Origin of the sequence: Mycobacterium sp., assembly GCF_965229105.1 — a bacterium.
Taxonomy (GTDB): Bacteria; Actinomycetota; Actinomycetes; order Mycobacteriales; family Mycobacteriaceae; genus Mycobacterium.
Window position 1 is genome coordinate 3,346,369 of record NZ_OZ245858.1, and the last position, 25,309, is coordinate 3,371,677.

At 64.4% G+C, this 25,309-nt stretch carries 20 protein-coding genes and 1 tRNA gene; 12 read left to right on the plus strand and 9 right to left on the minus strand.

The genetic code is table 11. The annotated features are described in order from the left end of the window. Window positions 1-38 precede the first annotated feature (38 nt). From ADBZ9O_RS15640 to ADBZ9O_RS15655, 4 genes are all read right to left on the minus strand, one after another. On the minus strand, window positions 39-4,169 hold the full coding sequence (locus tag ADBZ9O_RS15640; RefSeq protein ID WP_526532761.1) for a TIGR02680 family protein: 4,131 nt from the start codon (window positions 4,167-4,169) through the stop codon (window positions 39-41). Then, window positions 4,166-5,281: a TIGR02678 family protein gene (locus tag ADBZ9O_RS15645; protein WP_526532763.1), complete on the minus strand. Its 1,116-nt coding sequence runs from the start codon at window positions 5,279-5,281 to the stop codon at window positions 4,166-4,168. Before ADBZ9O_RS15645 ends, ADBZ9O_RS15640 begins: the two co-directional genes overlap by 4 nt. Window positions 5,282-5,307: 26 nt before the next feature. Beyond that, window positions 5,308-6,837 (minus strand): TIGR02677 family protein, encoded by a 1,530-nt coding sequence (locus tag ADBZ9O_RS15650; RefSeq protein ID WP_526532765.1) that lies wholly within the window; start codon window positions 6,835-6,837, stop codon window positions 5,308-5,310. A gap of 59 nt (window positions 6,838-6,896) precedes the next feature. After that, a tRNA-Leu gene (locus ADBZ9O_RS15655) sits at window positions 6,897-6,982 on the minus strand. Window positions 6,983-7,056: 74 nt separating this feature from the next. Here ADBZ9O_RS15655 and ADBZ9O_RS15660 point away from each other — a divergent pair. Continuing rightward, window positions 7,057-8,418, plus strand: a complete 1,362-nt coding sequence (locus tag ADBZ9O_RS15660) for a M20/M25/M40 family metallo-hydrolase (RefSeq protein ID WP_526532767.1) — start codon at window positions 7,057-7,059, stop codon at window positions 8,416-8,418. 25 nt (window positions 8,419-8,443) lie between these two features. Then, on the plus strand, window positions 8,444-8,980 hold the full coding sequence (locus ADBZ9O_RS15665) for a YbhB/YbcL family Raf kinase inhibitor-like protein (RefSeq protein WP_526532769.1): 537 nt from the start codon (window positions 8,444-8,446) through the stop codon (window positions 8,978-8,980). A gap of 112 nt (window positions 8,981-9,092) precedes the next feature. Here ADBZ9O_RS15665 and ADBZ9O_RS15670 read toward each other — a convergent pair whose 3' ends face one another. The 3 genes from ADBZ9O_RS15670 to ADBZ9O_RS15680 are packed head-to-tail and all read right to left on the minus strand — an operon-like array spanning window position 9,093 to window position 11,432. Beyond that, window positions 9,093-10,172, minus strand: coding sequence for a quinone-dependent dihydroorotate dehydrogenase (locus tag ADBZ9O_RS15670; protein WP_526532771.1), 1,080 nt, complete (start codon window positions 10,170-10,172; stop codon window positions 9,093-9,095). Window position 10,173: 1 nt separating this feature from the next. Beyond that, complete coding sequence (locus ADBZ9O_RS15675) at window positions 10,174-10,431, minus strand: DUF5703 family protein (protein WP_526523364.1); 258 nt, start codon at window positions 10,429-10,431, stop codon at window positions 10,174-10,176. Continuing rightward, window positions 10,428-11,432: a YncE family protein gene (locus ADBZ9O_RS15680; protein WP_526533195.1), complete on the minus strand. Its 1,005-nt coding sequence runs from the start codon at window positions 11,430-11,432 to the stop codon at window positions 10,428-10,430. The genes ADBZ9O_RS15675 and ADBZ9O_RS15680 overlap by 4 nt, the downstream gene beginning before the upstream one ends. Window positions 11,433-11,597: 165 nt before the next feature. Between ADBZ9O_RS15680 and ADBZ9O_RS15685 the strand changes: the two genes are divergently transcribed. The 5 genes from ADBZ9O_RS15685 (at window position 11,598) to ADBZ9O_RS15705 (ending at window position 15,099) form a co-directional block, all read left to right on the plus strand. Beyond that, a complete protein-coding gene (locus tag ADBZ9O_RS15685; protein ID WP_526523366.1) occupies window positions 11,598-11,909 on the plus strand; it encodes a hypothetical protein in 312 nt (103 codons plus the stop codon). Window positions 11,910-11,967: 58 nt separating this feature from the next. Continuing rightward, the gene (locus tag ADBZ9O_RS15690; RefSeq protein ID WP_526533196.1) at window positions 11,968-12,801 is read left to right on the plus strand and encodes an undecaprenyl-diphosphate phosphatase; all 834 of its coding nucleotides are present in this window, start codon (window positions 11,968-11,970) and stop codon (window positions 12,799-12,801) included. Beyond that, entirely contained in the window at window positions 12,798-13,499 is a 702-nt protein-coding gene (locus tag ADBZ9O_RS15695) for a histidine phosphatase family protein (protein ID WP_526523367.1), read from the plus strand. Before ADBZ9O_RS15690 ends, ADBZ9O_RS15695 begins: the two co-directional genes overlap by 4 nt. 137 nt (window positions 13,500-13,636) lie before the next feature. After that, a complete protein-coding gene (locus ADBZ9O_RS15700; RefSeq protein ID WP_526523369.1) occupies window positions 13,637-14,239 on the plus strand; it encodes an Rv2134c family protein in 603 nt (200 codons plus the stop codon). Next, on the plus strand, window positions 14,236-15,099 hold the full coding sequence (locus ADBZ9O_RS15705) for an Rv2133c family protein (RefSeq protein ID WP_526523371.1): 864 nt from the start codon (window positions 14,236-14,238) through the stop codon (window positions 15,097-15,099). Before ADBZ9O_RS15700 ends, ADBZ9O_RS15705 begins: the two co-directional genes overlap by 4 nt. 19 nt (window positions 15,100-15,118) lie before the next feature. Here ADBZ9O_RS15705 and ADBZ9O_RS15710 read toward each other — a convergent pair whose 3' ends face one another. Next, on the minus strand, window positions 15,119-15,568 hold the full coding sequence (locus ADBZ9O_RS15710; protein WP_526523373.1) for an META domain-containing protein: 450 nt from the start codon (window positions 15,566-15,568) through the stop codon (window positions 15,119-15,121). Window positions 15,569-15,642: 74 nt separating this feature from the next. Between ADBZ9O_RS15710 and ADBZ9O_RS15715 the strand changes: the two genes are divergently transcribed. From ADBZ9O_RS15715 to ADBZ9O_RS15730, 4 genes are all read left to right on the plus strand, one after another. Further along, window positions 15,643-16,416: a 3'(2'),5'-bisphosphate nucleotidase CysQ gene (locus tag ADBZ9O_RS15715; protein WP_526523375.1), complete on the plus strand. Its 774-nt coding sequence runs from the start codon at window positions 15,643-15,645 to the stop codon at window positions 16,414-16,416. A 22-nt stretch (window positions 16,417-16,438) separates the two neighbouring features. Continuing rightward, window positions 16,439-17,677 carry a cysteine--1-D-myo-inosityl 2-amino-2-deoxy-alpha-D-glucopyranoside ligase gene (gene mshC, locus ADBZ9O_RS15720; RefSeq protein ID WP_526523377.1) on the plus strand — a complete coding sequence of 413 codons (1,239 nt, stop codon included), beginning with the start codon at window positions 16,439-16,441 and terminating at the stop codon, window positions 17,675-17,677. A gap of 126 nt (window positions 17,678-17,803) precedes the next feature. Further along, a complete protein-coding gene (locus ADBZ9O_RS15725) occupies window positions 17,804-19,255 on the plus strand; it encodes a DUF1254 domain-containing protein (protein WP_526523379.1) in 1,452 nt (483 codons plus the stop codon). Then, window positions 19,255-20,259 carry a patatin-like phospholipase family protein gene (locus ADBZ9O_RS15730; protein ID WP_526523381.1) on the plus strand — a complete coding sequence of 335 codons (1,005 nt, stop codon included), beginning with the start codon at window positions 19,255-19,257 and terminating at the stop codon, window positions 20,257-20,259. The genes ADBZ9O_RS15725 and ADBZ9O_RS15730 overlap by 1 nt, the downstream gene beginning before the upstream one ends. Window positions 20,260-20,274: 15 nt before the next feature. Here ADBZ9O_RS15730 and ADBZ9O_RS15735 read toward each other — a convergent pair whose 3' ends face one another. Next, window positions 20,275-21,156, minus strand: coding sequence for a PAC2 family protein (locus ADBZ9O_RS15735; RefSeq protein WP_526523383.1), 882 nt, complete (start codon window positions 21,154-21,156; stop codon window positions 20,275-20,277). Window positions 21,157-21,490: 334 nt separating this feature from the next. Here ADBZ9O_RS15735 and metH point away from each other — a divergent pair, with 334 nt between their 5' ends. Next, window positions 21,491-25,279 carry a methionine synthase gene (metH, locus tag ADBZ9O_RS15740; protein ID WP_526523385.1) on the plus strand — a complete coding sequence of 1,263 codons (3,789 nt, stop codon included), beginning with the start codon at window positions 21,491-21,493 and terminating at the stop codon, window positions 25,277-25,279. The last annotated feature ends 30 nt before the right edge of the window (window positions 25,280-25,309 follow it).

Consider the following 25,309-nt stretch of genomic DNA (forward strand, 5'->3'; position numbering starts at 1 on the left):
GTAGTCAGACAAGTAATCGCGTAATGAAGGTGGGAGAGTCACGGCGCACGTACCGCGTGAATATGCCGACGCTTGCCATCCCAGTGAATACGAGTCGCAATCGCCGCGCTGTCGCCCATCCGGCGGATCTCGTAAATATCCAATTCGGGAACTTCCGGGACCGTGCCCCAGAGCGCATGACCGGTCATGACGAAATCGATATCGAATCGCACTAGCAGACCCAATAATTCGCCAATAGTACGATCGTCGATCTTTGCGAACGCGTCGTCGAGCAACACCAAGCGCAGGGCACCATCAGGCTCGGGCAAGCTGCTGAGGTAACCGTCCGCTGCGGCAAAAAGCGTCACGTAGGAAACGAATCTGGTCTCGCCTTGCGAAATCTTGGCGCGCCTTGAGATTCGGCGCTGCTGATTTGGACCCGGCCCAACAATGGTGACCTCAATGCTGTGCCACTGGCGGTAATCCAACGCTTCAGCCAGATGCGAGGCGTAGCCGGCCGACGGCTCCAAAGCATGCCGGCTTTCCACGCGCATGCGCAGCAGAGTGATGAGTTCGTCGTTGTCCTCCGCCGAGCGAACCGCGTCGGCAATCGAAACCAGATGCATGATGCGCGCCAGTTCGGTCTGTTCCCTATTAAGCAACCATCCGATGCGAACGCCTATACCGTGACTGGTCTCTATCGACGACAGGCTGCGGTTCATCGCCTGAACTAGATTGCCAGCCTGGGTGATTCGCCGTCTGAGTTCGTCAGCTACACCGCCAAGCACGAACGCAGTGAAGACTTCGCGCTCCCGCGCGCTTAACGCTTCGCGCCCCTCGTCGACACGACGCTCCAAATAGGTCAATACCGCGGTTGGCTCGTGGCGGTCTTCAGCGCCCTCGATCCGGATCGAATAAGCGTCGTGTTCGAACTCCGCGATCACATCGAGCTGGCCCGACGTGTCGGCTTGGAAGCGCTGCAAGGCATGCTGGAGTTGCGTCACGCTGAGCGTCTTGCTCGTTCCGATCAACGACAGTGCAGAGCTGGCAATGGCAGATACTGATTGCGCGTCATCAGCGATCGTGATCCGGTCGATCGGCGTGGTCGCCGCAGCCTGTGCTAGCCCGGGCAGTGCCAACTGCGCGTTGAACCGATTCGCGTGGTCGATGAGCGTGGCGCGGAGGGTGGTCGCGCTCGATTCTGCTACGGCTCCCAGCTTGTCGACTTCTGAGATTTTCGTTCGTAGCTCCTCGAGCGATTTGTTGACGTCAGTCAATCGGCGGCCAGTGTGTTTCTGTGCTGACTCGGTGCGGCCCAGTTCTGCAGTCAGTTCGGCCAATGGCACGTCGAGCACCGCGTGTTGAGCAGCGAGTCTTGCTGCGGCTTCGAGCCAGCTGGAGCGTTGTGCTTCTGCCTCGGACTCCGCAACCTTTCGCGCGCCGATCGCATCATCGAACTCTGCGGCGGCCCGATTTGCCTTCGCGACGGCGGTCATAACGGCTCGGCAATCGGTGACGAGACGCCGGCACGCCTCGCTCGCCGCTCGACAACGCTCGACGGTCGTGCGCAATTCGGTGGCGGCGATCGGCAGGCCGAGGCTGGCGCAATGTGCCTTATGCCCGTCAAACTCCACAGCCCATGTGGTGCGCTGTAGCGTAGCGGTCTCGGTGGCTCGGCGAGCCGCCGACTCAGACCTTTCGGCGCGGTCGATGAGGGTCGCTGCTGTTGCGCGAGCCTCGATGAGGGCAGCTGATGTGGGTGCGGTGGCCACATGATCTGTCAGTTGCTGTATGGCGCTGCCAATCATGCCCCGCCTGGCCGCCCGGTGCCGGCCACGTTCGGCCAATTCTTCCAGTCGGTGTGAAATCTGTTCTCGACGTGCCGCCCGTGCGGCGGCTCTCGCGGCGGCGCCAATGTGGCGTGCCTCGGCAATCACATATCGACCTGACAATGACCCATTACGCCAGTTTCCGTCGGCGTCGATCGACGTCACAGCATTTGGATCCGCGTATCCAATGGACCGGAGGGCTGCGTCCACGATTTCTGCTGGTACGTCGGACGAGGGGTCGCGTTTCAGCACTTGACTGAGAGGTCGGTTGGCGTCGGAAAGCCCGGCCCGCAGAACGACTTCGCCGTCTTCGACTTGGACCGACCCGTCCGCTTGCAGCGTTGCGGTCAGGATGCTTGAAGCAAGCAGAGCCGATTCCACTGCCGCTCGATCGGCCTGTGACACTTCCGGCAGGAAGTCGACTGTCTGCCAAAAAGGGACTCCCTGTTGAACGCTGTGCCAAGGCGCTACGGGCGGTGTGGGGTCTCGAGCTGCGTCGAGGTCGTCTCGTTCGGCGACAAGTGCTGCATGTTCGCTTTCGTCAATCGCTTCCTCACGTCCGAGGTTGTTCATCTCGACGGCGTGCGAGTCAAAAAATGGCTGGGCGGTTCTACTTGGCAGCAGATTCAGAGAATCCAGATGGTCGACAGCGGGGTCATCGCCACTGAGTGCCTCGATATCGGCCAGCAGGACGCCCATTGTCGCGTCCTGTTCCCAGGACGCTCCGGGCATCAGATCGTGCGTATCCGAGCTTGAAATCCACTGCCGCCAAGATTGATTCAATGCGATAGCGGTGTCATCTCGGCGGGTGACGGAGGCTTCGGCCCTGTCGCGATCCGCTTCGGCCTGCGCGGCGGCGCTCTCGGCCGCTGCCTCGAATTTCCGCACTGCTTCGAGTGCTGCGTCGAGGCGGCGAGCATCTTGTTCTCGTCGCTCGGCCTGCTTCGTGCGTTGTTGGGCTTCAGCTTGGTATCTGTCCGATACCGTCCGTACCGGTTCGAGATCGCTCGGTTGCACGGCAACCCTCGCCGCAGTCGGACGTTGGACAATCTGGGGTTCGCCATCGAGAGTGGTCATCACGATTCCGTTTTCGCAGGTGCCAATCGAATCGGAAAAATGGATGGCGGCGGGAAGATCGGGATGCGACACACCGCTGTCTGCCAACGCCGCCGACGCCGCGATGAGGGTGTCGCCGGCGGACCGGACTGTTTCGCGCAGCTCGTCGTACCGCTCGACCATTCTGCTGGCGGCGTTTGCCTCACCGCGTCGCGCAGTTTCAGACGAAGACAGAGTGGCTTCTGCAAGTGACCTGAGCGCTGCGACGGCATCGTCGCGCTGCTTGAGATCATCTGCCTGTTTGAAGAGCTCGTGCTCCATCAGCGCTGTGATGGCCGCATCGAGTTCCGCCAATTCGTCCTGAAGTGTCGTCTGGAGGGTCTGGTTTTCTTCGTGTCGATACTTCAGCTCTTGCAGCGAAACCCTCAGCTCTTCGCGGCGCTGGTCAGATTGGACGACGGCATCTGACGCACTGATAGCGTCCTTTGCGCTGGCGGTGAGAACCGTTGTCGCATAGGAGCGATAAGCCGAATGGAATGTGCGAACCTGATCGAGAGTGCTCGCGAGTCGATCCTGGGCAAGCCGGGTTTCCGTCAGGTTGTCGAGGCGCTCGCCGGCGTCCTGCAGCGTCTGCTCGCTCAGCGGTGGCAGTGCGTTCGATATGAGCTGAGGTAAGTTGCCTTCGTCGATTCGGTTGCCTACGTCTGGCGACCTCAGCGTGTGCATCAATTGGACAAGACCGGTGTACCGGTCGCGACCTGATTCGCCTCGCAGGCCGAATACTTTGCTCCGCACGGCTTCTCGATGACCCTCTGCGTCTGTCATATTGTGAGTGCCGACCAAGTCGCTCAACGCATCACGAGTTAGCGGGGTCCGGTTTTCCTCAATCAGATGCAGATCATATCCAACGCGCAACGGCGTATTGAAGAACTGAACATCGCTGCGATGCGCTGAAGCGCTGTACTTGACGTGAGCGCCAAGCGTCAGGTGCTCGGAACCGCGCACGAGTTCGATCCACAGGTATCCGGTTCGGTTGGTCTGACCTCGTGCCCCTGTCCGCATGAGCTCGTCGAGGCTCACCTTGTTGGAACCGGTCGCATCCATTCGGCGTCGATCGGCGTCGAGTAGATACGGCAGCAACATTTCCAGGGCGCGAGACTTTCCGGACCCATTGGCGCCGCGAAGGATAAGCCGCCCGCCGCCGATTTGGAATTCGGTTTCGTAGTAATGCCAAATATTGACTACGCCAGCGCGATTCAGCCGCCAACGCCGCGCAAAGTGCTTTGTAGTCTCGCCAGGGCTCACAATGGAGCCTCGCTGGCGTTCGGCTTCCGCGTGATTCTCGGACGATAACGCGCCGCTGCGGGGGAAACCGTCATTCCCGCCTCGTCGACGTTGGCGAGCGCAAGCGCCTCGAGTAATGCCACGACATCGCTTCGTAGCGTGGATGTTCCGTCGCTAAAGTCCGCCTTCCAGGAGCGGGCATGCGCGGCGACGAGCTCCTCCAAAACCGAATCCAGTTCGGCCCACACGACGTAAAGCTTGGCAGAGTCGCTTTCAGCGCGGCTGATCAGCGTGCCAAGCAGCAGCAGGGCTGCCTGCTTGAGGCTTCCGTTGCCAGGAAACTCAATATCAGTCAGGGAGCCTTCGGCATCGTAGGCAAGCACCCCCTCCGCCCGGACTTCGACGGTGAGCCCGAAGTTCTCGTCGAGTTGTCGAGTGATTTCTGTGCGTTCCCTGGATAGAACGTCGAGTTCTTCTGCGGAAAGGTCACGACGATCAACAACTGGATTCTCAACGAGTCGGCGGCGTAGCCGTCGTCGTGGCTGTTCTGGCGCGTTGGTGAGGATGCTGGCAGGATCAGCATTGGGCCCCAATCCGCGCGATAGCAGATGTGGCAACATCGGCCGGGAAACAGTCAGCAGTGCTTCGTTCCCGGAGCCCTCAGCCCAGTGCGAGATCGATCCGTCTGTTTCTGCGACGATGCCCCATTCCACGAGGACGGCGATGGCCGACACCAGTCGCCGGCGGTCGGATATGTGGTCCGTCAAGATGATGCCGTTCTCAGCCGCATCGGATCGAACCTGGCTGACCAGATGGGATAGCAGCACTTGCTCACCAAGCCCAGGAGCGAGTAGCGCGGCGCACGTCAGAGCCAGGACAGTGTACTGAGAAGCCCCGAAAGGGATTTCGCCGCGGCGCAATAAGGCGCGGTGTGGAGCAGTCGCTTCCAGCGGGGTCTTCGCGAGGCGAGCGAAGGACGACTCGACCGTCAATGTGTAACCGAGTTGGCTTGCGAACATTGCCTTCAGCGCCGGCGCATGCAGCCGAATCTTCGCCAGCGGTTCGGGCGAGCGCGCCGACGTCACGATTGGCGTCAGCAATAAGGCGCGCGCCGCCTCACGCTGTTCGGCCATGTCCTGAGCACGCGTTCCGCGCGTAGTCACAACGCGAACCGATCTGCGGAGGAGGCACTCTCGTGCGATGTGACGGTCAACCGGTAATCGAATACGGTCAGCGAGCCGTCACTCGATGTGATCGCCGTGCTATCTCCGGGCTCAGCTCGAAGAGTGATCCCGAGATCCTGGTTGCTGACTTCCCATGCCGCGCCAGATTCGGTTTGCAGGGCCAACAACCGGGCCAGCTCATCGAGCAGCAGGTCGCGGGCCGCGGGCGAGAGCGTTGCCCCATCGAGAGAGTTGGTCTTACGCAATTCGAACGCGGCTGCCGCGTTGCAGTCGGCCTCCTCCCGGGCTGCCAACTCGATCATTCGACGATCTGACGTCTGGTCGGGTACACGGGAGCTACGGCCGCGCAGTGAGCGGTCGCCGCGCTCGCGCAGGGATACCGGCACATCGACGGGATCAGTCTCGAGCCAAGAGCTGGTCGGATGTGTCCGGGGATCGGGTTCGTCAGGCCCCATGAGCAGATGACGGGCAGGGTAAGCGCCGAAGGTCGCATCGAATAGGCGGTGAGCCAGCCCATCTGAGGCCGTATCGAACCAAGTTGCCAGGCGAAGGAAGTCGGCACGCCGCGAGTAGCCAGTCGTCGATGCATCGAGCATGCGCTTCGCATTCGCCAAGAGCTGTCCGAGCGCCGCCCCGGCCGCTGCCCGAAGTTGCGCCGGACCCGACTCGGCTCCCGCGTCGGTGTACCAGCGATGAAGTTCTTCCCATTCCGTGCGGGTTCGGCCGCTGGACCGTTCCACCTGCACACCTGGGCCGAGATTCAGACTCTGAACACCACCGAGGATTTCGAGGGTCTGGTCAAGTTCGGCGATCACAGTTTCGAGACCGGTCGCGATGATCGCCGAGTGTCGATTGACGTCGGCAGTAATGAGATCGATGTAGTCGAGCAGCAGACTCTTGAATTCGGCGTATTCATTAGCGGCCAGGTCGAAGCGGCTCAGCACGCTCGAGAGGTATGCGTAGAAATCGGTCACGCTGGCCGTAAACAGCCGTTGGTTGTTGAAAATCGTCGTGACGATCCCGGCGAGCTGATCGGCCCGCTCTGCGTTGTGTTGTTGTCTGACCAACGGCGGAATTTGTCCGAGAAGCTCTGCGATTTGGCCTAAAAGCTCTCTGGCCACCTCCCGGGCGCCATCTGAGGCAGCCATTATCTCTAATGCGCTGCGGTGCACGCGACCGCCGAGGCTGGTGACCTGGTAACGCGACCTAGCCCGAAGATAGTCCACGACCGTATTCACTCGGGCGTCACGCAATGACGGTACGAGGTTGCCCCACCGCACCAACTGTTTGCACCGCGCTTCCACTAGATCGGTATCTAGGAGATAGCCGACACTGCGAAGCTGTTCAGTCACCGTTGTCGCTGACATGTCCGCAAGTAATGACGAAGTGAACCGCGTCATGACGGCGATGTAGTCAACTCGTTCGTCGGCCGAAAGATACCGGAACAGGTCGACGTGAGGCGGCGACTTCTCTTCGATTTGTGCCACCCAGACACCCCCTCCCATAGGACGGGAACCAAGGGTATCTGCGCGGCACGACAACCGTCGGCGCAAATCTAAATCGGTGTCCGAGGGGGGACTTGAACCCCCACGCCCGTTAATAGGGCACTAGCACCTCAAGCTAGCGCGTCTGCCATTCCGCCACTCGGACCTGCCCCGCTCTTCGAGTTGGGCGCCTTAGGTTATCGGATCGGCCGGTCCAGACCCAAACCAGCCGCTTCTGCAATGGTAGGAAGTGTGACTGTGACCGTCGAACCCCTCGAACCTGCCCACGAGGTTGTGGACCTTGTCAGCTCTCTGATCCGATTCGACACCTCCAACACCGGCGAGTTGACGACCACCAAAGGTGAGGAAGAGTGCGCCCGGTGGGTGGCCGCTCAGCTGGAGGCGGTCGGCTATGAATGTGAGTTCATCGAGTCCGGCGCGCCGGGGCGGGCCAACGTATTCGCCCGACTGGCCGGCGCGGACCGTTCGCGTGGCGCATTGATGATCCATGGCCACCTCGACGTCGTCCCGGCCGAGGCGGCCGATTGGAGCGTGCACCCGTTCTCCGGTGCGATCGTCGACGACTATGTCTGGGGTCGCGGCGCGATCGACATGAAGAACATGGTCGGGATGATGATCGCCGTCGCCCGGCACTTCAAACGGGCCGGAATCGTGCCGCCCCGCGATCTGGTCTGGGCGTTCGTTGCCGACGAGGAGGCGGGCGGTAAGTACGGCTGCGGCTGGCTGGTGGAGAACCGTCCCGACCTGTTCGCCGGTGTCACCGAAGCGATCGGGGAGGTTGGTGGCTTCTCGTTGACCGTGCCGCGCCACGACGGCGGCGACCGTCGGCTGTACCTGATCGAGACCGCGGAAAAGGGCATGCTCTGGATGCGGCTGACCGCACGTGGCCGCGCCGGGCACGGTTCGTTCGTGCATGACCAGAGCGAGAACGCCGTCACCACCTTGGCGCAGGCCGTGGCCCGCCTCGGCGCCCATCAGTTCCCGCTGGTGTTGACCGACCCGGTCAGGCAATTCCTGACCGCGCTCGGTGAGGAGACGGGGCATGCCTTCGATCCGGAATCACCCGACATCGAGGGCACCATCGCGAAACTGGGCCCGATCGCCGCCATCGTCGGTGCCACCCTTCGCGATTCCGCCAATCCGACGATGCTCAAAGCCGGCTACAAAGCCAATGTCATTCCGGCTACCGCCGAAGCGGTGGTGGACTGTCGGGTGCTGCCCGGTCGGCAGGCAGAATTCGAGGCGACCGTCGATGAGCTGATCGGGCCCAACGTGTCGCGCGAATGGATCACCGAGCTGCCGTCGTATGAGACCACCTTCGACGGCGAGCTGGTCGATGCGATGAATGCCTCGCTGCTGGCGGTTGACCCGGAAGCCCGCATCGTGCCCTACATGCTCTCCGGCGGCACCGATGCGAAACACTTTGCCCGACTTGGCATTCGCTGCTTCGGTTTCATCCCGCTACGGTTACCCCCTGAACTCGATTTCGCCGCGCTGTTCCACGGCGTCGACGAACGGGTACCCGTGGAATCGCTGAAGTTCGGCGCAGAGGTGCTCGAACACTTTTTGAAGAACTGCTAGATCTCACATCTACGAGAGGACGACGATGCCTTTTCCGTACAACCCCTACGACTTCCTGCCTGAGTTGCCGTCGTTCACGGTGACGTCGACGTCGCTGAGAGACGGCGAGCCGGTTCCGAATTCCTTCGTCAGTGGCCTGATGGGCGCTGGCGGAGAAGACGAGTCGCCGCAGCTGAGCTGGTCGGGCTTCCCCGAGGAAACCCGCAGTTTCGCGGTGACGATCTATGACCCCGACGCGCCGACGGCTTCGGGTTTCTGGCATTGGGCGGTGGCCAACCTGCCCGCAACGGTGACAGATCTGCCCGCGGGTGTGGGCGACGGCAGCCAGCAAGGTTTCCCAGGCGAGGCTGTCACCTTGGCCAACGACGCCGGGCTGCACCGGTTCGTCGGTGCCGCACCGCCGCCGGGACACGGCGTGCACCGCTACATCGTCGTGGTGCACGCGGTGAAGGTGGAAAAGCTTGAAGTGACCGAGGATTCCTCACCGGCGTACCTCGGCTTCAACTTGTTCTCGAATGCGATCGCGCGGGCCACCATCACGGGCACCCACGAACAGAACTAGTACAGAACTAGTACAGAACTAAAAAGCCCTCCCGCGGGCGCGCGTGTTTGTACGCGACACGCCGTGTGTAGACGTACAAACACGCGCGCCCGCGGGAGGGGGGACGGGCGGGTTAGCGTCGCGCCGAGCCGACGGCATCGGACAGCGAGGCGAACCCGCCGTCATGCAGGCGCTGGGCGATGCCGTCGTGAATGTTCTTGACCCACAACCCTCCGCCGTAGACGAAGCCGGTGTAGCCCTGTAACAGGGTGGCCCCTGAGGTGATGCGCTCCCAGGCATCGTCGGCAGTTTCGATACCGCCGACGCTGATCAGCACCAGACGATCTCCCACCCGGTCGTAGAGCCTGCGTAACACCTGCAGTGAACGTCGGGCCACCGGCGGGCCCGAGATCCCGCCGGAGCCCAACTCGCCCACACCCGGGGTGCGCAAGCCGTCGCGGGACACCGTGGTATTGGTTGCCACAATGCCCGCCAAGCCCAATTCCACTGCCAGGTCGGCGATTTCGTCGACATCAGCGTCGGATAGATCGGGGGCGATCTTGACCAGTACCGGTGTGGTGGTTTCTGCCAGCACCGCGGACAGGATCGGACGCAGCGATTCGACAGCCTGTAGGTCACGCAAGCCCGGGGTGTTGGGGGAGCTGACGTTGACCACGAGATATGCCGCCAGCGGACCGAGCAGCCTGGCGCTGGTCCGGTAATCCTCCACGGCATTCTCGGGCGGGGTGAGCTTGGTCTTGCCGATATTCACCCCGATCGGCACATCGGAGTAGTGCTGTGTCAGGCGCAGTCCGAGTGCGCCCGCGCCGTGGTTGTTGAAACCCATCCGGTTGAGCAGGCCGCGGTCCTGCGGCAGCCGGAACAGTCGGGGTTCGGGGTTTCCTGGCTGAGCCTGTGCGGTGACGGTGCCGAGTTCGGCGTACCCCCAGCCGAGTGTGCCCCAGGTATTCACCCCGAGGCCATCCTTGTCGAACCCGGCGGCCAGCCCCATCGGCCCGGGAAAGCGGATTCCGAAAACAGTGCTGGCCAGCACGGGATCGGCAGGCGCCAAATGGCGCCGTAGCCGCCTGCGGACTGCGCCGGGAACCGTCGCCCCGCGCAGTGCGGCGAACACCAGCGTGTGAATGCGTTCCGGCGGCACGAGGAACATCGCGCGGCGCAACACGGCATACGCGCCTGTTGAAGCTGCCATGTTAGAGCTCCGGGAGATCGTCGATGAACGGGTTCAACACGCGGGATTTCTTGCGGCGCAACAGCACCCGTCGACTGCCGTCGGTGTAGAGGCGCACCTTGGTCAGCTCCCAACCGCGGTACTCGGCTTCGATGGACAATCGCGTCGAGGCGGTGATCCTGGTGACGTCCGGCGGAAGTCGCAGCGGAACCCAGTCGTAGTCCTCAGAGAGGTCGACATCCCAGCCCGGTGGCATGCGCCCCCGGCTCGCGGTGCTCATCGCAGGGCCGTCGCGTGGTCGATGACCTGCACACCGGCGCCGGCTCCCGAGATCACGTACAACGTGTCCGAGGAGTCGTCGAAAGCCAAGATGTTCGGTTGCTGCACAGTCGGATAGCGCACCTTTTCCACGGGTATTCCAGTGGCCAGATCGTAACCAACAACGACGTTGGCCGCGGTCTGAGACACCCAGGCAAGTGTGGACGAGCCGGTCAGCCCGTACGGCGCCAGCGCAACGGGGTAGCGCTGGCGCATGATCAGCGGGTCGACGCCGAACACCAGCAGTTCGTCACCACGGGTATCGGCGACCAGCACCCGGCCGGCCGGATCGGCCGCCAGCGTGGTGGCGCCTTCCCCGGCCCGCAGCGACTGCTGGGCACGACCGTCGGGACCCACCGACGTCACCGACGTCTGCCCGCGATCCAGAACGACAGCGGTATCTCCCTGGGTGACAATCGAATCCACGCGCGCGAAGATCTTGGTGTGCTCGGCGACGGCGGTCGCGTTCTGGTCGGGGGAGGCCAGCACGAACACCGCGCCGTCGGCACTTCCCAGCACCAGTCTGCCGTCCGCGCGGCGGGCGATCGCGGTGAAATCGGTGTCCTGCTCGCCGGTGATATCCACCCGCGAAGCGGTTCCCGCCGCCAGGTCGACGACGAAATAGCCGCCGAGTGTGGAGAGAAAGGCGACGCCGCGGCCATCCCCGGCAAGGGCCGTCGCGGGCCCGGGCAAGGCGATGGTGCGTGGCGCGCCACCCTGGCGGGCGAATACGGTCAGCGACGATTCGGCGCGGGGATCCGCGCCTGGCGCCAGCACCGCCAGCGCGCCGGAGCCCTTATCGAGCAACGCCGCCAACGGCGAACCGGCCAATGGGCGCACCACACCGGCCGGTGTCGCCGTTGTCCGGGGAGAGACGGCCGGAGCTGCGGGTTCGATCGTCGGCGGCGGTGTGTCGACGGTCTTCGACGAGCACGCGGCCAGGCCCGGTGTGACAGCGAGCATCGCGATCAGGCAACCGGCGATGTGTAGCCGAGCTGTGGGTTTGTTGCGCCAGGGCAAGGGGTAACTCTCGATGGTGCGAACGAGCGGGATACGTGAAGGACTTTATCTGGCCGGAATTGGCTGTTCGAACAGCCTGCAGAACGGACAAAGCGTTAGAGTTGTCCGATGACGGTCACGGTGGACAGGTCAGCTGACGGCCTCGCGCTGACGTTCGAGGACATTTCCACCGGCATTCATGCCAGTGGCTTCGGCGAGGTTGGCGACGGCCGCACCTTCTCGTTCCATGTCGAACGCCAGCACTTGTTGGTTGAGGTCTATCGCAGCCGATTGGCTGGCCCGGTACCGCAGGCCGAAGACGTGGTGGCCGCCGCAACGCGTCGGCTGATCGATATCGATCTCAGCGATGAGCGCAGCCTGGCCGCCGCGGTCCGCGATGCGGTAGCTGCCGCCCAGCCGGTACCCCGCCAGCCGCGCTGAGCTACGGCCGGGGGATCTACCCGGTACGGTCATCGACGTGAATACCGCCGTGCCCGCCATGTCGTGGCTGCAGGTCGTTGTGCTTTCGCTGGTCCAAGGCGTGACGGAATTCCTACCGGTGTCCTCCTCCGGTCATCTGGTGATCGTGTCCAGGGCCTTCTTCGCGGGCGACGCAGGCGCATCGTTCACCGCGGTATCGCAGTTGGGCACCGAAGTTGCCGTGTTGGTCTACTTCGCCAAGGACATCTGGCGGATCCTGCGGGCCTGGTTCAACGGCCTGCTCGTCAAGGCGCACCGCGATAACGTCGACTACCGCATGGGCTGGTACGTGATCATCGGCAGCATCCCGATCGCGGTGCTCGGCCTGGTGTTCAAGGACCTGATCCGCAGCGGGGTGCGCAACCTGTGGATCGTGGCAACGGCAATGGTGGTGTTCTCCGCGGTGATCGCCGCCGCCGAGTTCTTCGGTAAACGGACTCGTCGCATGGAGCAGCTGACCTGGCGCGACGGCATCATCATCGGCTTCGCGCAGTGCTTGGCGCTGATTCCGGGCGTCTCCCGGTCCGGATCGACCATCAGCGCCGGCTTGTTTTTGAACCTCGACCGCGAACTGGCCGCCCGGTTCGGGTTTCTGCTGGGCATCCCCGCCGTGCTGGCATCCGGGCTGTTCTCGCTGCCTGATGCGTTCGCACCGGTGACCGAGGGGATGAGTGCCACCGGCCTGCAACTGCTGGTGTCGGTCGTCATCGCCTTTGTCGTCGGTTATGCGGCCATCGCCTGGCTGCTGCAATTCGTCAGCACCCACACCATGTACTGGTTCGTCGGTTACCGGGTAGCGCTCGGCGGCATGGTGCTGCTGATGCTGAGTACGGGCGTGATTGCAGCTACATGACCGTAATTTTGCTGCGGCATGGCCGGTCCACTTCCAATACCGCACACACGCTGGCAGGTCGCTCCGAGGGCGTCGATCTCGACGATAAGGGCCGCGAACAGGCCACTGGCTTGGTTGAGCGCCTCGGTGAGCTACCGATCAAGGCACTCGTGCGGTCGCCGCTGCTGCGCTGCCGCAGCACCCTGGAACCGCTGGCCGAGAAGCTGGGCCTGGAGCCCGTGATCGAGGACCGGCTCATCGAGGTCGACTACGGCTCGTGGACCGGCGCGAAAATCGCAGACTTGTTCAAGGAACCGTTATGGGCGGTGGTCCAGCAGCAGCCGAGCGCTGCGGTGTTCCCCGAGGGGGAAGGGCTCGCTGCGGTACAGGCCCGGGCCGTCGCGGCGGTGCGTGAACACGACCGCAGGTTGGCCGAGGAGCACAATGCCGACGTGCTGTGGGTGGCGTGCACACACGGCGATGTCATCAAATCCGTCGTCGCGGATGCGTTGGGCAGCCATCTGGACAGCTTCCAGCGCATCACCGCGGACCCGGCGTCCTGCAGTGTGATCCGCTACACCCCGCTGCGCCCATTCGTGGTTCACGTCAATCACACCGGCTCCGCATTGGCCGCGGCACTGACGGCACCACCGCCCAAGGAGGCAGACAAAGATGCCGCCCCCGCCGGCGATGCTGTCGTGGGTGGTTCCACCGATTAAGGGGCCCGACTGTGAACGTCACGACGGAAATCGGCCGTGAGCGTCGTGTGATTCACACTCGGGGGCGGCAGGCAGACTGAGTGCACCGGCTCTGCCGATTACGGTTGATCAGCTTTACCCGGTATTTTGGAAGGGCCATGTCCCGCGCCATTCACGTCTTTCGCACACCCGACCGCTTCGTCGCCGGGACCGTTGGGCAGCCAGGAAATCGGACCTTCTACCTCCAGGCCGTCCATGACGCCAGGGTGGTATCGGTGATCTTGGAGAAGCAGCAGGTCGCGGTGCTGGCCGAGCGAATTGCCGCACTGCTGGTCGAGGTCAACCGCAGGTTCGGGACGCCGCTGCCGCCGGAGGCTGTCGAGGTCGATGATCTGAGCCCCCTGGTTACCCCGGTCGACGCCGAGTTCCGCGTCGGCACCATGGGTTTGGGCTGGGATGCCGAGGCGGAGACCGTCGTCGTCGAGCTGCTGGCCGTCTCCGAAACCGAATTCGACGCGTCCGTCGTCCTCGATGACGCCGAGGAGGGGCCCGACGCGGTCCGGGTGTTCCTGACTCCGGAATCGGCCCGCCAGTTCGCAAATCGCTCCACCAGGGTGATCTCGGCTGGGCGCCCGCCGTGCCCGCTGTGCGACGAACCGCTGGACTCCGACGGCCATATTTGTGTGCGCACCAACGGCTACAAGCGGGCGGAGCTGTTCGGGTCAGACTACGGCTCTGACAACACTGACCCTGACGAATGACCCCGACAGATGAACAGGTTCTCGGCCGCGGTGAACTGACCATCCTCGGCCGGATCCGCTCGGCGAGTAACGCCACCTTCCTGTGTGAGGCCGTTCTCGACGACGGTGGCGACGGTGGCGATCAGGACCACCCGGTGCATTGCGTTTACAAACCGGTCGCCGGTGAACAGCCGCTATGGGATTTTCCCGACGGCACACTGGCCGGGCGCGAGCTCGCCACCTACCTGGTATCAGCGGAACTCGGCTGGAATATCGTGCCGCTCACCATTATTCGCGATGGTCCGGCCGGCCGCGGGATGCTGCAACGCTGGGTGGAGCAGCCCATCGATACCGAGCGCGACGACGACGATGACGATGACGATGCAGCTTCGACCGGGCCCGACCTGGTGGACCTGTGTCCCACCGGCAAGCTGCCGCCGGGCTACCTGCCGATCCTGCAGGCCTACGACTACGCCGGTGACGAAGTCACACTGATTCATGCCGACGATCTGCGGCTGCGGCGGATGGCCGTTTTCGATGTCTTGGTCAACAATGCCGACCGCAAGGGCGGGCACATCCTGCACGGGGTCGACGACGGTGTCTATGGCGTCGACCACGGGCTGTGCCTGCACACCGAGGACAAGCTGCGCACCGTTCTGTGGGGCTGGGCGGGTAAGCCCGTCGACGATGACACGCTGGAAACGGTCAGCAGGCTCGTGGAGAGCCTCACGGGCCCGGGGGACTCCCTGACCGACGCCCTCGCCCCGCATATCACCAGAGCGGAGATCGCCGCGCTGCGTGGCCGCGCCCGCAATCTGCTGGACAACCCGGTGATGCCGAGCCCCGACCGCCGCAGGCCGATTCCCTGGCCTGCTTTCTGAGCAGAGTTTCTGCGCTCGACTATTTTTCACGCCAGGTCAGGATGCCGCCGTCGGCCATCAGTGACATGTTCAGCTGGTCGTCCTTGATCAGGTAACTCGTCACATGCGGTAGCGCGGCGCCGACCTGCTGGTCCAGCTGGCCCTGGGCCGAGTCCGGGCAGCCCATCAATGTGGTGGCGACCGGACCGAAACTCAAGGCACCCGACGTACCGTCCCTGCTGGGTTTCGTCTCGAATGATCCACTGCCACTGTTGCAGTCGAGCGTGAAGGCGGCGCGGGCGTCGGTGCCGAATGTCACGGTGAACTTGGCCGGATCGGGAACCGGGGTGGTGCCTTGCGCGTCGTCCATCGACTGGATGGCAATCAGTTGCCAGCTGGTGCCGACCAGTGTTCGCGGCTGCGCCTCGGACGAGCAGCCCATCAGCGTGCTCGTAACGGCGACAACGGCCAGACTTGCGAACCTGATCACACCGTCATCGTCTCAGGTGGGGCCGGACCTGCCCCCACCCGGCGCCGACTTCACCCGCCCCGGATACTGAGACGATGAGTGCCGCCTACGACCAGACCGACGCCGAGTTGGCTGCCGATCTGGCCGAGGATGCGGGCCGGCTGCTGCTGGCGGTGCGCGACGAGGTGGGTTTCGACTATCCGTGGGAACTGGGCGACGCCGGCGACAGCAGGGCGAATGAGTTACTGCAGCGTCGTCTGCGCGCCGAACGGCCCGGCGACGCGGTGCTCAGTGAGGAAGCCCATGACGATCTGGTCCGGCTGCGCTCGGACCGGGTGTGGATCATCGATCCGGTCGACGGCACCAGGGAGTTTTCGATGCCCCGGCGCGAAGACTGGGCGGTGCATATCGCGCTGTGGCAGCGTGTCGGCGGTCCCGATGGTCAGATCACCGACGCCGCCGTCTCACTTCCCGCGCGCGGTGAGGTGTACCGCACCGACACCGTGATCGGCGGTGGCGCCCCGCATCCCGGCCCGATCCGGATCACCGCCAGCTCCAACCGGCCGCCCGCCGTGCTCTACCGGATGGCCGAGCAGCTGGACTTCGAAATGGTCGGAATCGGTTCTGCCGGTGCGAAAGCCATGGCGGTGGTGCGCGGCGACGTGGACGCCTACATCCATGCCGGTGGGCAGTGGGAATGGGATAACGCGGCCCCTGCCGGTGTGGTGCAGGCAGCCGGCATGCACGCCTCGCGCCTCGACGGCTCACCGATGATCTACAACCGTCCCGACCCGTATCTGCCCGATCTACTGATGTGCCGCAAGGACCTCGCTGAGGTATTGCTGGGTGCCATCGGCATGATGCGCTGACGAGACGCCTTAGAGTCAACGTATGCAATCGTGGTCGGCCGCAGGCGTTCCGAATCTGCCGGGGCGCGGTCCCCAGCTTCGCTTGTACGACACCGCCGATCGGCAGGTCCGTCCGGTGTCGCCCGGTGATGCCGCAAGCATGTATGTGTGCGGGATCACGCCGTACGACGCGACCCATCTTGGTCACGCCGCGACGTATCTGACCTTCGATCTGGTGTACCGGGTGTGGCTCGATTCCGGGCACCGCGTGCACTACGTGCAGAACATCACCGACGTCGACGATCCGCTGTTCGAGCGGGCGGCGCGCGACGGGATCGATTGGCGCGATCTGGGGGCGCGCGAGATAGCGCTGTTCCGCGAGGATATGGCGGCCCTGCGGGTGCTGCCGCCACATGATTACGTCGCCGCCACCGATGCCATCGCCGAGGTGGTCGAGGTGGTCGAAAAGATGCTGGCCTCCGGGGCGGCCTACGTCGTCGACGATCCCGAGTATCCCGACGTGTACTTCCGGGCCGACGCCACCGCGCAGTTCGGCTACGAATCGGGTTACGACCGCGACACCATGATGGCGTTGTTCGGTGAGCGCGGCGGCGACCCCGATCGGGCCGGTAAAGCCAATCCGCTCGATGCGCTGCTGTGGCGCGCGGCCCGCGACGGCGAGCCGCACTGGCCATCACCGTTCGGGCCCGGTCGGCCGGGTTGGCATGTGGAGTGTGCGGCGATCGCGCTGAGCCGCATCGGAACCGACCTCGACATCCAGGGCGGCGGCAGCGACCTGATTTTCCCGCATCACGAATTCTCGGCAGCGCATGCCGAATCGGTGTCGGGGGAGCGGCGTTTCGCCCGGCACTACGTGCACGCCGGGATGATCGGCTGGGACGGCCACAAGATGAGCAAGAGCCGCGGCAACCTGGTGCTGGTCTCGCAACTGCGCGCCGACGGAGTCGATCCGGCCGCCATCAGGCTGGGGCTGCTGGCCGGGCACTATCGGTCAGACCGGTCGTGGAGCGCCGACGTGCTCGCCGACGCGCAGGCTCGGCTGGCTCGCTGGCGCGCGGCGGCGGCGTTACCCGCTGGGCCGGATGCGGCCGATCTGCTCGCGCGGCTGCGCACCTATCTTGCCGACGATCTGGACACACCCAAAGCCCTTGCCGCCGTTGATGGTTGGGTAACCGATGCGGTGGAGTACGGCGGGCATGACACGGCTGCGCCGGGCCTGGTGGCAGCGGCGGTGGACGCTCTGCTCGGCGTGGCGCTCTAACCGCGTCATCGCGCAGCGAGCGTGCGTGCCCCCAATCGAACACCCGAGAACGCGTCCAGCAAATAGAGGCGAACACGCACGCCCGTGGGCCTTTTTATGGCGGCGATTGGAGTACGTTGCGAAACCATGGGAGTCATCCGCGGCAAATCTGTCGTCATCGTCATTGCCGCGCTATTGGTTTTGGCGGGTTGCGGGACCAACACCACATCCACGCCGACCAGCACGTCCAGCGCAACACCCACCGCGGCCCCGCCGGTCACCCCGGAGCAGGCCCGCGCGATCGCCAAAGAGGCCTATATCTACGGCTTCCCGATGGTCGACAACTACCGGGTGAACTACGCCTACTTCGTCGATAAGCAGGATCCCGAATACAAGGGCGGCTGGAACGAGATCCACAACACCGCGCGGGTGTTCACCCCCGCTGATACGGCGATCCAGACGCCGAACTCCGATACGCCCTACTCCGTCGTCGGTGCCGACCTGCGCGCCGAACCGCTGGTGCTGACCGTGCCGCCGATCGAACAGGACCGCTACTACTCGCTGCAGTTCGTCGATGGTTACACCTACAACTTCGCTTATGTCGGCAGCCGGACCACCGGCAACGGTGGCGGCAAATACCTACTGGCGGGACCGAACTGGACCGGGGTGAAACCCGACGGCATCGACGACGTGATCACGTCCGATACCGATCTGGCGATGGTGCTCTACCGCACCCAGCTCTTCGGCCCGTCCGATCTGGACAACGTCAAAAAGATCCAGGCCGGCTACCAGGTGGCCCCGCTGTCGGTCTATCTCAATCAGCCGCCGCCACCGCCGGCCCCGGTGATCGATTTCGTTCCGCCGCTGACACCGGATCAACAGAAGACGTCGCCGCAATTCTTTGAGATCTTGGACTTCGCGCTGAAATTCGCGCCGACCCCCCCATCTGAGACGGATCTGCGGGCGCGGTTCGCCACCATCGGCATCGGTCCCGACGGCAATTTCGACGCCGAGAAGCTCACCCCGGAGATGCGGACCGCAATCGAAGGGGGCATGGCCGACGCCTGGGCCGAGTTCGACGCCTTCAAAAAAGACAAGGTCGATACCGGCCAGGTCGGGTCCGGCGACTTTTTTGGCACCGCGCAGTACGTGAACGGCAACTACCTCTACCGAATGGCCGGAGCCGTCCTCGGGATCTACGGCAACAGCAAAGACGAGGCCATCTACCCGAGTGCGACGGTGGACTCCACGGGACAGCCTCTGACCGGAGCCAACAACTACACCTACCGGTTCGCGTCCGGGCAGTTGCCGCCGGTGAACGCCTTCTGGTCGCTGACCATGTACGAGATGCCGCAGAGCGCGCTGGTGCCCAACCCGATCGACCGCTACCTGATCAACTCGCCGATGCTGTCCAGCTTGGTCAAGGACCCCGATGGGGGCATCACCCTGTATGTCCAGAACCAGTCACCCGGGCCCGATAAGGAAGCCAACTGGCTGCCCGCCCCGAAGGGTCCCTTCTCGCTGGTGCTGCGGCTGTACTGGCCCAAACCCGACGCCCTCAACGGACAATGGCAGGCCCCGAAACCAGTGAAGACCTGATGGCCCGGGCGGACCTCGTCCTGTCTGGTGGCGGAGTCAAGGGCATCGGACTGGTCGGCGCCGTGTCTGCGCTCGTCGATGCGGGGTATGAACCGCACCGAATCTCGGGCACATCGGCCGGTGCGCTCGTGGGCGCCATGCTCGCGGCCGCGGTGCACAGCGGGCAGGTGGACTCCGCGCTGTTGAAGCAGCTGGCGATGGGTATCGACTACCCCGCCCTGCTGGATCAGGGCCCGATCGAACGGATACCGCTGCTCGGACCCGCCTGGGGGGTGTTATCCGGCGACGGCATCTACCTCGGCGATGCGTTGCACCGGTGGATCGAAGCCGAACTGGCCCGCTTCGGCGTCACCACCTTCGCCGATCTGGCCCTGGATGACCGCAGCCTGCCCGTCGAACAGCGCTATCGCCTGGTCGTCACCGTCGCCGACGTGACCCGCGGCGAGCTGATCCGGTTGCCGTGGGACTACCAGCGGGTCTACGGACTGGACCCCAACGAGCAATCGGTTGCCGACGCCGTGCGCGCGTCGACCGCGATCCCGTTCTTCTACCGCCCGGCCACGTTGACCAGTGCCTTCCCTGGAGAGCCGGCCCGGGAGTCGATCCTGGTGGATGGCGGTCTGCTGTCGAACTTTCCGATCGACTCACTCGACCGCACCGACGGTCACACACCGAAGTGGCCGACGTTCGGAATCACGCTGCTGCCCGGCCTGCCCGCCGATAACGAGAACGTGATCCCGGCCCTGCGGCTGCTGCACAAACTGCGCCCCCCAACGCTGCTCGAACACGTGATCACGACCATTCTGGTCGGACGCGACCAGGCGTACCTGAATCAGCCGTGGGTCAGGGCGCGGGCGATCACCGTCGACACCACCGACGTCGGCGTCCTCGACTTCAATCTGTCCGACCGGGACAAGGAGGCCCTCTACGAGGACGGCCTGGCCGCGGGCCGCGACTTCTTGACGACATGGGACTGGACGGATTACGTGACCCGGTTCCGGTGAGTCAGCCCCGTCGCGTCAACCCCTAAAGCCGGGGCCCCGTCGGCGCAGGTACCGCTCGAACTCCGCGGCCAGGGCGTCACCGTCGATCTTGCCGAGCGCCTCGTTCATATCGACCTCGGCATCGCCGCGCTGCTCCAACGCGGCGACGTATTCGGCGATCTCCTCGTCCTCAGCGGTCATCTCGGTGACCGCCTCCTCCCACTCCTCGGCCTGCGTAGGCAGGTCCGCCAGCGGTACCTCGATATCGAGGACGTCCTCGACCCGGCGCAGCAGCGCCACGGTGGCCTTCGGGTTCGGCGGCTGCGAGACGTAATGCGGCACCGCGGCCCAAAACGTCACCGCAGGGATCCCAGCTGCCACGCAGGAGTCCTGGAATACCCCGGCGATCCCGGTGGGGCCCTCGTAGCGGGTTTCCTCGAGGCCGAAATGCTTGGCCGATTCCGGTGAGTACGCGGCCCCCGAGACAGGGACCGGGCGGGTGTGCGGCGTGTCAGCCAGCAGCGCGCCCAGGATGACGACGGTATCGACGTCGAGTTTCTCGGCGATCGCCAACAGCTCGGCGCAGAAGGTACGCCAGCGCATATTCGGCTCGACACCGTGCATCAGCACGATATCGCGGTCGCTGCCGGGCGGGCGGCAGTGCGAAATCCGCATCGACGGCCACACCAGCTCGCGGGTGACGCCGTCGATCTGCCGGATCACCGGTCGGTTCACCTGATAGTCGTAATAGGACTCATCGTCGATCTCGACGATGGTCTCCGCCTCCCAGATGGCGTCCAGGTGCTCCAGGGCGTCGCTGGCCGCGTCACCTGCGTCATTCCAGCCCTCAAAGGCGGCCACAACAATGGTGTTGTGCAGTTCGGGCAGGTCGGCCCTGCTGGCCTCCGACGGTGTCACCGAATCAGCGTAAGGCCTGCATGGCGCCGGGAGGCAACCGGAACGCCATGACACGGACATGCCATTCGGATTGGCTGATGCCTAGGGATCCGCTCAGGACACCGCCGACGCCGTCGAGACGAAATACGTTCAGCTGCACTCTGGTTAACCTGGGTAGCTCGGATATTTTCGTTACATCGTCGACGCGATCTGTGAGCTGCGATGAGCGGGTGCCCAGACGTTCACCGGGCGACAACGTAGACTTTTCACCGTCGAGAGGCGTTGCAACGGTTATCGGGGGGCCAGTCCCTGACGATATCCGCCACGCTCGGCGGAGTTAAGGACGCCTTCCGTCATGGAAGGAGTGCACGTGAACGCCCCTGTGCCGAACACCTCTGCGTCGAGCGGCTTTGCGCCGAATATCCGCCCCGACTGCACCGACGAACTGACGGCAGCTCTACGCCAGCGGATCATGGTGATCGATGGCGCGATGGGCACGGCGATCCAGCGGGACCGGCCGGACGAGGACGGTTACCGCGGCGACCGTTTCCGGGAGTGGCCGACCGCTCTGCAGGGCAACAACGACCTGCTCACCCTGACGCAGCCGCAGATCATCGAGGGCATCCACCGCGAATACCTCGAGGCGGGCGCGGACATCCTGGAGACCAATACGTTCAATGCGAACGCGGTCTCGCTGTCCGACTACGACATGGCAGAACACAGCTACGAACTGAACTACGCGGGTGCTGCACTGGCGCGGGCGGTCTGCGACGAGTTCAGCACGCCTGGGCGGCCCCGCTATGTCGCAGGCGCCCTCGGCCCGACGACGCGGACCGCGTCGATCTCGCCGGACGTCAACGACCCCGGAGCCCGCAACGTCTCCTACGACCAGCTGGTCGCCGCTTACCTCGAAGCCGCCAACGGCCTGGTCGACGGTGGTGCCGACCTCCTCATCGTCGAGACCATCTTCGACTCGCTGAACGCCAAGGCGGCGGTGTTCGCCGTGGAGACGCTGTTCGAGGAGCGCGGGCGCCGCTGGCCGCTGATCATCTCGGGCACCATCACCGATGCCTCCGGCCGGACGCTATCCGGTCAGGTCACCGAAGCATTCTGGAACGCGATCAGACACGCGAAGCCCCTCGCGGTCGGCTTGAACTGCGCCCTCGGCGCGCCGGAGATGAGGCCCTACATCGCCGAGGTGGCGCGGATCGCGGATACCTTCGTCTCCTGCTACCCGAATGCCGGTCTGCCCAACGCCTTCGGCGAGTACGACGAGTCCCCAGAGGCTCAGGCCTCCTACATCGCCGAGTTCGCCGAGGCCGGCCTGGTCAATCTGGTCGGTGGCTGCTGCGGAACCACGCCGGAGCACATCGCCGAGATCGCGCGCGTCGTCGAGGGCAAGCCGCAGCGTGAACTGCCGAAGATTCCGATCGCCACCCGGCTCTCGGGCCTGGAGCCGCTCAACATCACCGACGACTCCCTGTTCGTCAACATCGGTGAGCGCACCAACATCACCGGCTCCGCGCGGTTCCGCAACCTGATCAAGGCCGAGGACTACGACACCGCCCTGTCGGTCGCCCTGCAGCAGGTCGAGGTCGGTGCGCAGGTCATCGACATCAACATGGACGAGGGGATGATCGACGGCGTCGCCGCGATGGACCGGTTCACCAAGCTGATCGCATCCGAGCCGGATATCAGCCGCGTCCCGGTGATGATCGACTCCTCCAAGTGGGAGGTCATTGAGGCTGGCCTGAAGAACGTCCAAGGCAAGCCGATCGTCAACTCGATCTCCATGAAGGAGGGCGAGGAGAAGTTCGTCCGCGAGGCCCGGCTGTGCCGCAAGTACGGCGCCGCCGTCGTCGTGATGGCCTTCGACGAGCAGGGCCAGGCCGACAACCTGGAGCGCCGCAAGGAGATCTGCGGGCGCGCCTACCGGATCTTGACCGAAGAGGTGGGCTTCCCGGCCGAGGACATCATCTTCGACCCGAACTGCTTCGCGTTGGCGACCGGTATCGAGGAGCACGCGACGTACGGGATCGACTTCATCGAGGCCTGCGCCTGGATCAAGGAGAACCTGCCCGGGGTGCACATCTCCGGTGGCATCTCGAACGTGTCGTTCTCGTTCCGGGGCAACAACCCGGTTCGCGAGGCGATCCACGCGGTGTTCCTGTTCCACGCCATCAAGGCCGGCCTGGACATGGGCATCGTCAACGCCGGTGCGCTGGTGCCGTACGACTCGATCGACCCCGAGCTGCGGGACCGCATCGAGGACGTCGTGCTGAACCGCCGCGAGGACGCGGCCGAACGACTGCTGGAGATCGCCGAACGGTTCGCCAGCAAGGACCAGGCCTTGGGAGATAAAGCTCCGGTCGCAGCGGAGTGGCGCAGCCTCCCGGTCCGCGAGCGGATCACCCACGCCCTGGTCAAAGGCATCGATGCCAACGTCGACGCCGACACCGAGGAACTGCGGGCGGAGATCGAGAATGCGGGTGGTCGCCCGATCGAGGTGATCGAGGGCCCGCTGATGGACGGGATGAACGTCGTCGGCGACCTGTTCGGCGCGGGCAAGATGTTCCTGCCCCAGGTCGTGAAGTCGGCCCGGGTGATGAAGAAGGCGGTGGCCTATCTGCTGCCGTTCATCGAGGCGGAGAAGGTGACCTCTGGTCAAGCCGCAAAGAAGGACACCAACGGCACGATCATCATGGCGACGGTCAAGGGCGACGTCCACGACATCGGCAAGAACATCGTCGGAGTCGTCCTGCAGTGCAACAACTACGAGGTGATCGACCTCGGCGTGATGGTGCCCGCCCAGAAGATCCTGGACGCGGCCAAGGAGCACGACGCCGACATCATCGGGTTGTCCGGCCTGATCACCCCGTCGCTGGACGAGATGGTCAACTTCGCCGTCGAGATGGAGCGCCAGGGCCTGCAGATCCCCCTGCTGATCGGTGGCGCGACCACCTCGCGGGCCCATACGGCCGTGAAGGTGTCGCCGCGTCGCAGCGGTCCGGTGGTCTGGGTCAAGGACGCGTCGCGCTCGGTGCCGGTCGCGGCGGCCCTGTTGGACGACAAGCAACGGCCGGCCCTGCTGGAGGCCACCGAGAAGGATTACGCATCTCTTCGCGAACGGCACGCCCAGAAGAGCGAACGCAAGATGCTGACGCTGGAAAAAGCGCGCGCGAACCGGACGCCGATCGACTGGGACGGCTACACGCCGCCGGTGCCCGCCCAGGGTCTCGGGGTGCGGGAGTTTCTTGACTACGACATCGCCGAGCTGCGCGAGTACATCGACTGGCAGCCGTTCTTCAACGCCTGGGAGATGAAGGGCAGATTCCCCGACATCCTCAACAACCCGGTCTCCGGCGAGACCGCCCGCAAGCTGTACGACGACGCGCAGGAGATGCTCGACACCCTGATCAAGGAGAAGTGGCTGACGGCCAACGGGGTGATCGGCTTCTTCCCGGCCAACGCGGTCGGAGACGACTTCGAGGTCTACACCGACGAGACCCGGACAAAGGTGTTGACGACGCTGCACAACCTGCGCCAGCAGGGCGAGCACCGCGACGGCATCCCGAATCGGAGCCTCGGCGACTTCGTCGCGCCAAAGAGCACCGGGTTGGCCGACTACGTCGGCGCGTTCGCCGTCACGACGGGGCTCGGCAGCCAGGCAAAGTGCGACGAGTTCAAGGCCGCCAACGACGACTACAACGCGATCCTGCTGGAGTCGCTCGCCGACCGGCTGGCCGAGGCATTTGCCGAACGCATGCACCAGCGGGTGCGCAAGGAGTTCTGGGGATTCCAGCCCGACGAGCAGCTGGACAACGAGGACCTCATCGGTGAGAAGTACGTGGGCATCCGCCCCGCCCCCGGCTACCCGGCGTGCCCGGAGCACACCGAGAAGGCGACGCTCTGGGAGTTGATGGACGTCAAGGAGCGCACCGGCATCGAGCTGACCGAGTCGATGGCGATGTGGCCCGGTGCTGCTGTCAGCGGCTGGTACTTCAGCCACCCGCAGTCGCAGTACTTCGTGGTCGGCCGGATGGCCCAGGATCAGGTCGCCGACTACGCCAGGCGCAAGGGCTGGACCCTGTCCGAAGCCGAGCGCTGGCTCGGCCCCAACCTCGGCTACAACCCAGAGGACTGAGTCGGTCGCAGCCGGGGCGCTACAACCCGG